This window comes from Sphingobium sp. YR768 (assembly GCF_900111125.1).
In the GTDB taxonomy this organism is placed as follows: Bacteria; Pseudomonadota; Alphaproteobacteria; order Sphingomonadales; family Sphingomonadaceae; genus Sphingobium.
On the sequence record NZ_FOGE01000002.1, the window covers coordinates 414569 to 427654 of the forward strand.

Below are 13086 nucleotides of genomic sequence, written 5' to 3' on the forward strand. Positions count from 1 at the left end.
TTACATCGGAGCCAGCCTGCATGACCGAAGCCTATACCCCGCCCAAAGTCTGGACATGGGACAAGGAGAATGGCGGCCCCTTCGCCAATATCAACCGGCCGATCGCCGGCGCGACCCATGACAAGGTCTTGCCGGTGGGCGAGCATCCGCTCCAGCTCTATTCGCTCGCCACGCCCAACGGGCAGAAGGTGACGATCCTGCTGGAGGAATTGCTGGAAGCGGGCGTGCGCGCGGCGGACTATGACGCCTGGCTGATCAAGATCGGCGATGGCAACCAGTTCGGCAGCGGCTTTGTCGAGGTCAATCCGAACAGCAAGATCCCCGCTCTGCTCGACCGCAGCGTATCGCCGCCGCAGCGCGTGTTCGAATCCGGATCGATCCTGCTCTATCTGGCGGAGAAGTTCGGCAAGTTCCTGCCCACCGACCCGGCGGGGCGGACCGAGACGCTGAACTGGCTGTTCTGGCAGATGGGCGCCGGGCCGCTGCTGGGCGGCGGTTTCGGCCATTTCTTCGCCTATGCGCCGGAGAAATATGAATATCCGATCAACCGCTACACGATGGAAGTGAAGCGGCAACTGGACCTGCTGGACAAGCGTCTGGCGGACAATGAGTATGTGGCGGGCGCGGAATATACGATCGCCGATATCGCGATCTGGCCCTGGTATGGCGGGCTGGTGCTGGGCCGGGCCTATGGCGCGGCGGAGTTTCTGGATGCGGGAAGCTACACCAACCTGCTGCGCTGGGCGAAGCAGATCGACGCCCGCCCGGCGGTGAAGCGCGGCCGTATCGTCAACAAGGTGAACGGGCCGCTGGAAGAGCAATTGCACGAACGGCATGATGCGAGCGACTTCGAGACGAAGACGCAGGATAAGCTGGAAGGGGCGGCGTAAGGCCGCCTCTCGCCCTCTCCCGCCTTCGCGGGAGAGGCAACGGAGACTTGGCAGCTTGCTGCCTAGTCGCAGTCGGTGAGGGTCTTTCTTCTTTCTGGACCAGCACTTTCCGCCAGTAAGAAGAAAGACCCTCACCCAACCCTCTCCCGTGAAGACGGGAGAGGGCTAATAGGCTCAATACCCAACGGTAAACCGTGCCTTGCTGTGCTGCGGCGTTTCGATCTCATCCACCAGTGCGATGGCATAGTCGGCGTAGGAGATGCTGCTATTGCCGTCCGCGTCGACCAGCAGTGCGTCCTTGCCCAGACGGAATCTGCCCTTGCGGTCGCCGACGAAGAAATAGGCGGACGGCGACAGGAAGGCCCAGTCGATGTCGTCCACGCCGCGCAGATAGGTCAGGAAATCCGCACCCTTGCCGGCTTCAGCCTTATAGGCTTCGGGGAATTCCGGGGTGGTGATGAGCGGCACGCCCGGCGCGACCTCCAGACTGCCCGCGCCGCCGACAACCAGATAGCGCGGCACGCCGGATGCCCGCACCACGCCGACGAGTGACACGGGGTCAGTGTCGGAGAACATGACCGCGCTGACCACCGCATCATGACCGCGCAATGTTTCGGCAAGCGCTGCCGTATCGTTGACATCGCCCGCGACTGCCGTGACGCCTTCGGCCTCGACCGCATTTTCGGGATGGCGCGAAATCGCCGTCACCTGATGCCCGCGGCGGGCCAGTTCCGCGCTGATTTCCCGTCCGGCCCGGCCGCTGCCGCCGATGATCGCTACCTTCATGTTCTTATCTCCATCATGGTTACTGATGGAAACCAGATAGCGATTAGGATATCATAGTCGCAAGAAGGCACTTTGCCATCACCTGGTTACGCCGAGGATACCGACCATGACCGATCCCCTGCCCCTTCGCCCGGGCGACGCCTATAATCCCGACTGCCCGACCCGGCAGGTGCTGGACCGGATCGGCGACAAATGGGCGGTGCTGGTGCTGCTGAGCCTGAAGGACGGCCCGGTGCGCTTCAACGATCTGCGGCGGCGGATCGGCGCCATTTCGCAGAAGATGCTGTCCCAGACGCTCAAGAGCCTGGAGCGGGACGGACTGGTCAGCCGCGCCGCCTTCCCGACGGTGCCGGTGACGGTGGAATATGCGCTGACCCCGCTGGCGGACGGGCTGATCGGCATATTGGACCAGATCACCCGCTGGGCGGAGGCGCATGTGGGCGAGATCATGGCATCACGCCGCGCGCTGGACCGGGCCGACGCGATGGCGGCCTGACGCCGACCAAGATAGTTCAGCTTCCATGCGATGAAGAGTTTCGCGATGGACCGATGGCGCCCGTCCGACCAAGAGCCACTTGTCAGGCTGTGTGCCGCACGACAAAAAGGCGGCAAGCGCAAATAAGTTAGGGGGAGGAGACGGTGTGAAGATCGGTGCACCCAGAGAAGTCGCCAGGGATGAGGCGCGTGTCGCGCTGACACCCGACAGCGCGCTGCAATTGCAAAAGCTGGGCCATGCGTGCCTTGTCGAAAGTGGCGCAGGGATCGCCGCCGGTTTCGGCGACGATGCCTATCGCGCCGCCGGTGTGACGGTAATGCCGAGCGCGGCGGCGCTGTGGGCCGAAGCGGACGTGGTGGTGAAGGTGCGACCGCCCGAAGCGGACGAGGCAGCTCGGCTGACGCCGGGCAAGACGCTGATTTCCTTTTTCTATCCCGGCCAGCGTGGCGAAGAACTGGCGGCGATCAGCGCGACCGGCGCCAATGTGCTGGCGATGGACATGGTGCCCCGCATTTCGCGCGCGCAGAAGATGGACGCGCTGTCGTCCATGGCGAATATCGCGGGCTATCGCGCGGTGATCGAGGCGGGCGCCAATTTCGGGCGCTTCTTCACCGGACAGGTGACGGCGGCGGGCAAGGTGCCGCCGGCCAGAGTGCTGGTGATCGGCGCGGGTGTCGCCGGTCTGGCGGCGATCGGCGCGGCGACATCGCTCGGCGCGATCACGCTGGCCTTCGACGTGCGGCCCGAAGTCGCCGAGCAGATCGAATCGATGGGCGCGCAGTTCGTCTATCTCGACTTTGCCGAGGAACAGCAGGATGGGGCGACGACCGGCGGCTATGCCGCGCCGTCCAGCCCGGAATTCCGCGAAGCGCAGCTCAAGAAATTCCGCGAACTGGCGCCCAATGTCGACATCGTCATTTCAACCGCGCTGATCCCCGGCCGGGACGCGCCCGTGCTGTGGACGAAGGACATGGTCGAGGCGATGCGCCCCGGATCGGTCATCGTCGATCTGGCGGCGGAACGCGGCGGCAATTGCGAACTGACGGTCGCCGACCAGAAGATCGTGTCGCCTAATGGCGTGACGATCATCGGCTACACCGATTTCCCCAGCCGCATGGCGACCCAGTCCAGCACGCTTTATGCCAGCAATATCCGCCACATGCTGGCGGACCTGACGCCGGGCAAGGATGGCGCGATCGTCCATGACATGGAGGATGACGTGATCCGGGGTGCGACCATCGCCTTTGAAGGCGCGGTCAGCTTCCCCCCGCCCCCGCCCAAGATCAAGGCGATCGCGGCCCAGAAACCCAAGCCCAAGGCCGAGGAGCTGACGCCCGAACAGAAGCGCGCGAAAGATATCGCGGCGTTCAAGGCGCAGACCCGGTCGCAGGTGACGACGCTGATCGTCGCGGCCGTGCTGCTGATTGCGGTCGGCGCGGTGGCGCCCGCCAGCTTCATGGCGCATTTCACGGTGTTCGTGCTGGCATGCTTCGTCGGTTTTCAGGTGATCTGGAATGTCAGCCATGCGCTGCACACGCCGCTGATGGCGGTGACCAATGCGATTTCGGGCATCATCGTCGTGGGGGCAATGCTTCAGGTGGGATCGTCCAACAGCATCGTGCTGGCGCTGGCGACGATCTCCATCCTGATCGCATCGATCAATATCGTTGGCGGTTTTCTGGTCACGCGCCGGATGCTGGCCATGTTCCAGCGGTCCTAAAGGGGGGCGATCCATGTTTGATACTGGTGTGGTATCCGCCGCCTATATTTCGGCCGCGGTTCTTTTCATATTGTCGCTGGGCGGCCTGTCCAATCAGGAAAGCGCCAAGCGCGCCGTCTGGTATGGCATCGCTGGTATGGCGCTGGCCGTCGTGGCGACGCTGTTCGGCCCGGGTGCGGCCAATCTGCCGATCGTGCTGGGCAGCTTTGCCGTGGCCGCCGTGATCGGCTGGATCGTGGCGGTTCGGGTCCAGATGACCGAAATGCCGCAGTTGGTCGCTGCGCTGCACAGCTTCGTTGGCCTCGCCGCCGTGTTCATCGGCTTCAACGCGCATTTCGAGCTGGAAACGGTGCAAGCGCTCGATCCCGCCGCGCGCGAGGCGTTGACCGGCTTTGCCGCAATCCTGGCGCACAAGACCCCGGTCGAGATCAACATCCTGAAGGTCGAGGAATTTCTGGGCATCTTCATCGGCGCGGTGACGTTCACCGGGTCGATCGTCGCCTTCGGCAAGCTGGCCGGGAAGCTGGACGGCAAGGCGAAGAAGCTGCCGGGCGGGCATCTGCTCAACGCCAGCGCAGCGATCGCGTCGCTGGTGCTGCTGGTGATGTATGTCGGCAATATCGGGGTCGAGGGCCGCGAACTGACCGTGCTGATCGCCATGGCGGTGCTGGCGCTGTTCATCGGTTTCCATCTGGTGATGGGCATCGGCGGCGCGGACATGCCCGTCGTCGTGTCGATGCTGAACAGCTATTCGGGCTGGGCGGCCGCCGCGATCGGCTTCACGCTGGGCAACGACCTGCTGATCGTGACCGGCGCGCTGGTCGGTTCATCGGGCGCGATCCTGAGCTACATCATGTGCAAGGCGATGAACCGCAGCTTCGTGTCGGTGATTCTGGGCGGCTTTGGCGGCACCAGCGGCCCGGCGGCGGAGATTGAAGGCGAGCAGGTGGCGATCGACGCCGATGGCGTGGCGGCTGCGCTCAACGATGCGGACAGCATCATCATCGTGCCGGGCTATGGCATGGCGGTGGCGCAGGCGCAGCAGAGCGTGAGCGAACTGACCCGGAAGCTGCGCGCGGCGGGCAAAAATGTCCGCTTCGCCATCCACCCGGTCGCGGGGCGCCTGCCCGGTCATATGAACGTGCTGCTGGCCGAGGCCAAGGTGCCCTATGACATCGTGCTGGAAATGGACGAGATCAACGAGGACTTTCCCTCGACCGACGTGGTGATCGTGATCGGCTCCAACGACATCGTGAATCCGGCGGCGCAGGACGATCCCAACTCCCCGATCGCCGGCATGCCGGTGCTGGAAGTGTGGAAGGCCAAGCAGGTGTTCGTGTCGAAGCGCGGCCAGGGCACCGGCTATTCGGGCATCGAGAATCCGCTCTTCTACAAGGAGAATACGCGGATGTTCTATGGCGACGCCAAGGTCGCGGTGGACAGCCTGCTCGGCAAGATCGGCTGATCAGGGCGGCGGGCGGACTGTTTCCGCCCGCCCCGCATCATCCCTGGCGACCCGGCCCGCGCCATGTGCGGGTCGGGTCGTTTTGTTACGCGCCATGGGGCTGGAATATCGGGCAGATTCGCGCTGCGAGGCGCAAGGTTTGCGACAGCAAGTTGGACAGTTGTGTCATGAACGCGCCATTGCCGTTACGGCAGGGCCGGTTGCGATAATCTCTTGCAATAGACGCTTGCACTTTACGTAAACGTAAATACATTCCTCTCCACATTCGAAGCGCCAAAACGGCCCCCCACGGAGAGGGAATGAACATGGAAGCCTATATTTACGACGCCGTCAGGACGCCCCGTGGCCGGGGCAAGGCCGACGGGTCGCTGCACGAAATCACCCCGATCCAGTTGGCGACGCAGGTGCTGGAAGCCGTGCGCGACCGCAGCCAGATCGACACGGCCGATGTCGATGACGTCATTCTGGGCTGCGTCAGCCCCGTGGGGGAACAGGGCGCGGATATTGCCCGCGTCGCCGTGCTGAACGCCGATTATGCGCAGACCGTGCCGGGCGTGCAGATCAACCGCTTCTGCGCCTCGGGGCTGGAGGCGGTGAACATGGCGGCGGCCAAGGTCTATTCGGGCGAGGCGATGTTTGCGATCGGCGGCGGCGTCGAGTCGATGAGCCGCGTGCCGATGGCGTCGGACGGCGGCGCCTGGGCGATGGACCCGGCGGTCGCCTACAAAACCTATTTCGCGCCGCAGGGCATCGGCGCCGACGTGATCGCCACCAAATTCGGCATCAGCCGCGATGACGCGGACGCCTATGCGGTCGAGAGCCAGAAGCGCGCGAAGGCAGCCTGGGACGAAGGCCGGTTCAAAAAGTCGATCGTGCCGGTGAAGGATGTGATCGGCGGCATCGTGCTGGATCATGACGAACATATGCGCCCCGATGCGACGATGCAGTCGCTGGGCGCATTGAAGGCCAGCTTCACCGCGCTGGGCGAGGAAATGCCCGGCTTCGATACCGTCGCGTTGCTGCGCTATCCCGAACTGGAGAAGGTCAACCATATCCACCATGCCGGCAACAGCAGCGGCATCGTGGACGGCGCCGCCGCCGTGCTGGTCGGCAACAAGGATATGGGCGAGAAATATGGGCTGAAGCCGCGCGCCCGGATCAAGGCGATGGCCTCGATCGGGTCGGAGCCGCTTATCATGCTGACCGGGCCGGAGTTCGTCGCGGGCAAGCTGCTGGCGCGTGCGGGCATGAGCGCCGCCGACATCGATCTGTGGGAACTGAACGAGGCCTTCGCCTCGGTCGTGCTGCGTTACATGCAGGCGATGAACCTCGACCACAGCAAGATCAACGTGAATGGCGGCGCGATCGCCATGGGCCATCCGCTGGGCGCGACCGGCGCGATGGTGCTGGGCACGGCGCTGGATGAACTGGAACGGTCTGGCAAGGGCACGGCGCTCATCAACCTGTGCGTCGGTGCGGGCATGGGCACCGGCATCATTATCGAGCGCGTTTGAAACAAATATAAAGCACCGTTCGGGCTGAGCCTGTCGAAGCCCTGTTCTTCTTCAAAAAGAAAAGTGCGGCCCTTCGACAAGCTCAGGGCGAACGGGATTGAGAGGTAGCTTCATCATGCAGACCATCACATTCGACATCGACGCCGACGGCATCGCGACCCTGACGATCGACGTGCCCGGCCAGTCGATGAACGTCATCGGCCCCGACTTCCTGTCCGATCTGGATGCCGCGATCACGCGCATCGCGTCGGAAGAGGGCATCAAGGGCGCGGTCATCGCGTCGGGCAAGGACAGCGGCTTCATGGCCGGGATGGACCTGAAATATTTCGGGTCGATGCTGGCAAGCGAAAGCGGCGATCGCCCTGCCCCGGCCGCGATTTTTGACAAGCTGTTCGTGCTGAACGGCCTGTTCCGCCGCCTTGAAACCAGCGGCAAGCCGATCGCCTGCGCCATCGAGGGCACCTGCGTCGGCGGCGGGTTCGAACTGGCGCTGGCCTGTCATCGTCGTTTTGTCGGCGACAGCAGCAAGACGCAGCTTGGCCTGCCCGAAATCCTGATCGGCCTGTTCCCCGGCGGTGGCGGGTCGCAACGCCTGCCGCGCATCATGGGCGTGCAGGCCGCGCTGATGTACATGCTTCAGGGCAAGCTGTTCCGCCCGGCCGAAGCCGCGATGCTGAAGGTCGTGGACGGCGTCGTGCCGCAGGGCACCGCCGTTCAGGCCGCGCGCGATTGGGTGAAGGCCAATCCGAGCGCCAATACGCAACCCTGGGACGTGAAGGGCTATAAGGTTCCGGGTGGCGCAGGCGGCTTCAATCCCGCCTTCGTCCAGACCATGGCTGGCGCGCTGCCGATGACGCTGAAGCAGACCCAGCGCAACATGAACGCGCCGATCGCTTTGCTGTCCGCCGTCTATGAAGGCATCACTTTGCCGATGGACCGGGCGATCCGGATCGAGAGCAAATATTTCGCCAAGGTCGCCGCCGATCCGCAGGCGTCGAACATGATCCGCACCCTCTTCGTCAACAAGCAGGCGGCCGAGCGTGGTGCGCGCCGTCCCAAGGATCAGCCCAAGGCGCCGACGACGAAGCTGGCCATGCTGGGTGCCGGCATGATGGGCGCGGGCATCGCCACCGTCGCGGCGCAGGCGGGGATCGAGGTCATGCTGTTCGACCGCGACCTGGCCTATGCGCAAAAGGGCAAGGCGCATGTCGAGGAGGTGCTCAAGAAGCGGCTTGGCAAGGGCATGACGCCCGAAAAGCTGGCGGAGACGCTGGCCCGCGTGACGCCGACCACCGACTATGCCGCGCTCGCCGGGGCCGATTTCGTGATCGAGGCGGTGTTTGAGGATGTCGGCATCAAGGCGGAAGTGACGAAACAGGTCGAAGCCGTGCTGGGCGCGGACACCATCTTCGGCTCCAACACCTCGACCCTGCCCATCACCAAGCTGGCGCAGGCCTGGACCAAGCCGGAGAATTTCATCGGCGTCCATTTCTTCTCGCCGGTCGAGAAGATGCCGCTGGTGGAGATCATCCTGGGTGAAAAGACCGGCCCGGCCGCTATCGCCAAGGCGCTGGATTTCGTGGCGCAGATCAGGAAGACGCCGATCGTCGTGCATGACAGCCGTGGTTTCTACACCTCGCGCAGCTTCGGCACCTATGTGCAGGAAGGCGCGGAACTGGTCGGCGAAGGCGTCAATCCGGCGCTGATCGAAAATGCCGGCAAGCAGCTTGGCATGCCGACCGGTCCTCTGGCCGTCAGCGATGAGGTCTCGATCGAGCTGGGCTGGAAGATCATGACGGCGGCGAAGAAGGAACTGGGCGACGCCTATGTACCCCAGGGTTCGGACGACATCATGGTGAAGATGGTCGAGGCCGGCCGTCTGGGCCGCAAGAATGGCAAGGGCTGGTACGACTATCCCGAAGGCGCGAAGAAGCATCTGTCGCCGGTACTCGGCGAGATGTTCCCGCGCGCCGCCGAGCAGCCCGATGTCGAGGCGGTGAAGGAGCGCCTGCTCTATCGCCAGCTGATCGAATGCGCCCGCTGTTTCGAGGAAGGCGTGCTGGAAACGCCGGAAGATGGCGATATCGGCGCGATCTTCGGCTGGGGCTTTGCGCCCTATACCGGCGGGCCGTTCAGCCATATGGACACGGTCGGCATCGCCCATGTCGTGGCCGTGCTGGATCGACTGGCGGCGGCCCATGGCCCGCGCTTTACGCCGACGCAGCAGTTGCGGGACATGGCGGCCAGCGGCGCGACCTTCTATCGCCCGCTTCCGTCCCGCGCTGCGGCATAAAAGACTGTAAATCGTAACGAGGCTGGTTTAGGTCTCCCCGGCACATCCGGGGAGACCTTATTTTATGAGCGAAAAGCCGACGGTTCTGGTCACGGGGGGCGCCGGTTATATCGGCAGCCATGCGGTCCTGGCGCTGCGCGATGCGGGCTACCGCGTTGCGGTGATCGACAATCTGACCACCGGCTTCCGCTGGGCCATCCCCGAAGACGTGCATTTCACGCAAGGCGACATTGCCGACCAGCCGCTGGTCGAAGCGCTGCTGAAAGAGCAGAATATCGGCGCGATCATGCATTTCGCAGGCTCCATCATTGTCCCGGAATCGGTCGAGAACCCGCTCAAATATTATCACAATAACAGCGCCAAAAGCCGCAACCTGATCGAGAGCGCGGTGCGGGTCGGCGTGCCGCACTTCATCTTCTCCTCCACCGCCGCCACCTATGGCACGCCGGAGGAAAGCCCGGTGCGCGAGGACAGCCCCAAGCTGCCGATCAACCCCTATGGCATGTCGAAGCTGATGACGGAGATCATGCTGGCCGACGTGGCGGCGGCACATCCGATCAATTTCTGCGTGCTGCGTTACTTCAACGTCGCGGGCGCCGATCCGCAGGGCCGGACCGGCCAGTCGACCGCCGGCGCGACCCACCTGATCAAGGTCGCTGTCGAGGCCGCGCTGGGCAAGCGCAGCCATGTCGCGATGTTCGGCAGCGATTTCGACACGCCCGACGGGACCGGCGTGCGTGACTATATCCATGTCAGCGATCTGGCCAACGCCCATGTGCTGGCCCTCGATGCGTTGCAGGCCGACAAGACGAAGAATTACACGCTCAATTGCGGCTATGGCCGGGGCTTTTCGGTGATGGAAGTGCTGGACGCGGTGGACCGCGTGACCAACATGACGATCGATCGCCGGGTCGAGGGACGCCGCGCCGGCGACCCCGCTTCGCTGATTTCCGACAATCGCAAGATCATGGCGGAATTCCCCTGGCAGCCGCAACATGCCGATCTGGACAAGATCGTGCAGCATGCCCTCGCCTGGGAACGCAAGCTGGGCGATATTCGCGGCGAATGAGCGACGCCAGCGTCCGCGCCTGGTTCGCCGCCCATGCGCCCGATGTGACGATCATCGATCAGGGCGTCAGCACCGCGACGGTGATCGAGGCGGCGTCCGCGCTGGGTGTCGAGCCCGCGCGGATCGCCAAGACGCTGTCGCTTCGCGTGGGCGAAACGGTGGTGCTGGTCTGCGCGCGGGGCGACGCACGGTTGCACAATGCCAAGTCCAAGGCGGCGCTGGGCGCCAAGCCGCGCATGCTGGGCGGGCATGAGGTGGAGGAACTGACCGGCCATCCGGTCGGTGGCGTCTGCCCCTTCGGCCTCGCCCAGTCGCTGCCCGTCTATTGCGACGTGTCGCTCAGGGATTTCGCCACCGTCTTTCCGGCGGCCGGATCGCGGACCAGTTCGGTCGAACTGACGCCCGATCGGCTGGCGGCCTTGACCGGGGCGACCTGGGTGGACATTTGCACGCTTCCAGACGCGATCGCGGAGTAAGCCCCATGCCGACCGAACATCTTTTTGCCACCGGCGCGGACGCCGCCGCCGATATCGCCACGCGCATCGCCGCGATCCTGTCCGACGCTATCGCCGCGCGCGGGGTCGCCAGCATCGCAGTGTCGGGCGGACGATCGCCCCGACCGGTGCTGGAGGCGCTGAGCGCGACCGATCTCGACTGGAGCAAGGTGGTCGTGACGCTGGTGGACGAGCGCTGGGTTTCGCCTGACAGCGGCGACAGCAATGAGCGGCTGGTGCGGGAAACCTTGTTGCAGGGCGCGGCGGCCAGCGCGCGCTTCGTACCGATGAAGAATGACGCGGCTGACGCCTATGCCGGGCAGCCGGCGGTCGAGGCGGCCTTTGCAGCATTGCCCTGGCCGCTGGACATCGTGTTGCTGGGCATGGGGGATGACGGGCATACCGCGTCGCTCTTCCCCGAGGGCGCGGAACTGGCCGAAGGGCTGGCGAGCAAGGCGCTGACCATCGCGGCGACCCCGCCGGTCGCCCCGCACCAGCGTATGTCGCTGACCGCGCATGGGGTTTTGCAGAGCCGCTTCCTCTTCCTTCAGATCAGCGGCGCGGGCAAGAAAGCGGTCTATGATCGCGCGCTGGCGGGTGGCGCGGTCGAGGAATTGCCGATCCGGCTGGCGCTGTTGCAGGATGACGTGCCGGTCGAGGTGTGGATCGCGGAGGCCTAAAAAATCCTCCCCTGAAAGGGGAGGTGGCGCGCGCGAAGCGCGTGACGGAGGGGTATGGCGCGCTGGCCAGAGGTTGCGCGATTACCCCTCCACCATTCGCTTCGCGAACGGTCCCCCTCCCCTTGAGGGGAGGAATTAGTTTCGCACTTCATGCCTTGAAATCAGATAGCGCCACACGCCCAGCGCGTTGATGGCCAGCATGGCGACATTCTGCCAGCCTATCCCTTCGCTATCCTTGTCGAGAAAGCCCCAGCCGATCAGGGCGATGGAGGATGTGACGAACAGGACGAACGCCCATCCCGTCACCCGCCGCCCCAGATTGAGCGAGACGATCAAAGCCGCGACCGTCGCGGCCCCGGCGCCATAATATTGCAAGGCGGTGAGCAGCGTCTGGTCCATGCCGGTGGAAACGCGCCGGCCATGGACATGGTTGCCCGGTCATAATAGGCACGCCCCATGGTAGCCGAGATCGACCCTTTCCACGCCATCGCCATCAGCCGCGAAGCCCATGCCCTCGAAGCCGCGGGCCGTTCCATCCTGCATATGGAGTTCGGCCAGCCATCGACCGGCGCGCCGGCCGAGGCGATCGCGGTGGCGCATCAGGTGCTGGACACCGACCCGATGGGCTATTGGGAAAGCCCGGCGCTCAAGGAACGGATCGCCCGCCATTATGGGGAACGGCATGGCGTTGCGGTCGACCCCGAACAGATCATCCTGACCTGCGGCGCGTCACCGGGGCTGGTGCTGGCGCTGACCTGCCTGTTCCGCCCCGGCGCACGGGTCGCCACGGCGCGGCCGGGCTATGTCGCCTATCGCAACAATCTCAAAGCGCTCTATCTGGAACCGGTGGAGGTCCCCTGCGGCCCGGCCGAGCGCTACCAGATCAGCGCCGATGCGCTCGCCGCGCTCGATCCCGCGCCGGACGGCCTGGTCCTCGCCAGCCCGGCCAATCCCACCGGCACGATCATCCCGGCGGAGGAACTGGAACGGATCGCGGCGGTCTGCGCGGAGCGGGGCATCCGCATCATCTCCGACGAAATCTATCATGGATTGAGCTTCGGCGAGCCGGCCCATTCGATGCTGGAATATGCGCCCGACGCGATCATCGTGAACAGTTTCTCCAAATATTACAGCATGGCCGGCTGGCGGCTGGGCTGGATCGTGGTGCCGGCCGACCTGATCGGCGTGGCGCGGGCGCGGATGGGCAATCTGTTCCTGACGCCGCCGGTGCTGGCGCAACGCGCGGGTCTGACCGCCTTCGACTGCACCGATGAACTGGAGCGGCATGTCGAGGGCTATCGCCGCAACCGGCAATTGCTGCTGGATGCCCTCCCCGCGCTCGGCCTGGCGCAGATCGCCCCGCCGGACGGCGCCTTCTACATCTATGCCGATATCAGCCACCTGACCAATGACAGCCTCAGCTTCTGCCAGAAGCTGTTGCGCGAAACCGGCGTGGCGACTGCGCCGGGGATCGATTTCGATCCGGTCGACGGCCACCGCTTCATCCGCTTCAGCTTCGCCGTGTCGACCGATCGGGTCGAGGATGCAATCACGCGGATGGTGCCCTGGTTTCAGGCGCAGGGCGGTCGATAGGGTAGCTCTGTGACCGGCATGGGTGCTTGGGGAGGAAGTAAGAAAGTCCGCTTCCGGTCGCTTCGTGTTCACATCGCCGTCCTGCC

12 protein-coding genes are annotated in these 13086 nt (G+C 64.6%); 10 read left to right on the forward strand and 2 right to left on the reverse strand.

Translation table 11 applies throughout. The annotated features are described in order from the left end of the window. Positions 1-20 precede the first annotated feature (20 nt). The gene (gene yghU, locus BMX92_RS04370) at positions 21-890 is read left to right on the forward strand and encodes a glutathione-dependent disulfide-bond oxidoreductase (protein WP_093012388.1); all 870 of its coding nucleotides are present in this window, start codon (positions 21-23) and stop codon (positions 888-890) included. 174 nt (positions 891-1064) lie between these two features. Here the strand turns inward: yghU and BMX92_RS04375 are convergent, their stop codons facing one another. Beyond that, positions 1065-1676 (reverse strand): NAD(P)-dependent oxidoreductase, encoded by a 612-nt coding sequence (locus BMX92_RS04375; RefSeq protein WP_093012391.1) that lies wholly within the window; start codon positions 1674-1676, stop codon positions 1065-1067. A gap of 106 nt (positions 1677-1782) precedes the next feature. Between BMX92_RS04375 and BMX92_RS04380 the strand changes: the two genes are divergently transcribed. From BMX92_RS04380 to pgl, 8 genes are all read left to right on the forward strand, one after another. Next, entirely contained in the window at positions 1783-2172 is a 390-nt protein-coding gene (locus BMX92_RS04380; protein WP_093012394.1) for a winged helix-turn-helix transcriptional regulator, read from the forward strand. 145 nt (positions 2173-2317) lie between these two features. Continuing rightward, the gene (locus BMX92_RS04385) at positions 2318-3892 is read left to right on the forward strand and encodes a Re/Si-specific NAD(P)(+) transhydrogenase subunit alpha (protein WP_093012397.1); all 1575 of its coding nucleotides are present in this window, start codon (positions 2318-2320) and stop codon (positions 3890-3892) included. A 13-nt stretch (positions 3893-3905) separates the two neighbouring features. Next, a complete protein-coding gene (locus BMX92_RS04390; RefSeq protein WP_093012400.1) occupies positions 3906-5357 on the forward strand; it encodes an NAD(P)(+) transhydrogenase (Re/Si-specific) subunit beta in 1452 nt (483 codons plus the stop codon). 305 nt (positions 5358-5662) lie between these two features. Continuing rightward, a complete protein-coding gene (locus tag BMX92_RS04395) occupies positions 5663-6871 on the forward strand; it encodes an acetyl-CoA C-acetyltransferase (RefSeq protein WP_093012665.1) in 1209 nt (402 codons plus the stop codon). A gap of 115 nt (positions 6872-6986) precedes the next feature. Next, entirely contained in the window at positions 6987-9164 is a 2178-nt protein-coding gene (locus BMX92_RS04400) for a 3-hydroxyacyl-CoA dehydrogenase NAD-binding domain-containing protein (protein ID WP_093012403.1), read from the forward strand. Between the two features lie 64 nt (positions 9165-9228). Then, a complete protein-coding gene (galE, locus tag BMX92_RS04405) occupies positions 9229-10233 on the forward strand; it encodes a UDP-glucose 4-epimerase GalE (protein WP_093012406.1) in 1005 nt (334 codons plus the stop codon). Further along, positions 10230-10709 (forward strand): YbaK/EbsC family protein, encoded by a 480-nt coding sequence (locus BMX92_RS04410; RefSeq protein ID WP_093012409.1) that lies wholly within the window; start codon positions 10230-10232, stop codon positions 10707-10709. The genes galE and BMX92_RS04410 overlap by 4 nt, the downstream gene beginning before the upstream one ends. A gap of 5 nt (positions 10710-10714) precedes the next feature. After that, a complete protein-coding gene (pgl, locus tag BMX92_RS04415; protein WP_093012412.1) occupies positions 10715-11407 on the forward strand; it encodes a 6-phosphogluconolactonase in 693 nt (230 codons plus the stop codon). Positions 11408-11542: 135 nt separating this feature from the next. On the opposite strand, the gene BMX92_RS04420 is transcribed toward pgl, so the two are convergent. Continuing rightward, on the reverse strand, positions 11543-11806 hold the full coding sequence (locus tag BMX92_RS04420) for a hypothetical protein (protein ID WP_093012415.1): 264 nt from the start codon (positions 11804-11806) through the stop codon (positions 11543-11545). A gap of 57 nt (positions 11807-11863) precedes the next feature. On the opposite strand from BMX92_RS04420, the gene BMX92_RS04425 reads away from it, so the two are divergent. Beyond that, entirely contained in the window at positions 11864-13000 is a 1137-nt protein-coding gene (locus BMX92_RS04425) for a pyridoxal phosphate-dependent aminotransferase (RefSeq protein ID WP_093012418.1), read from the forward strand. Positions 13001-13086: the final 86 nt, after the last annotated feature.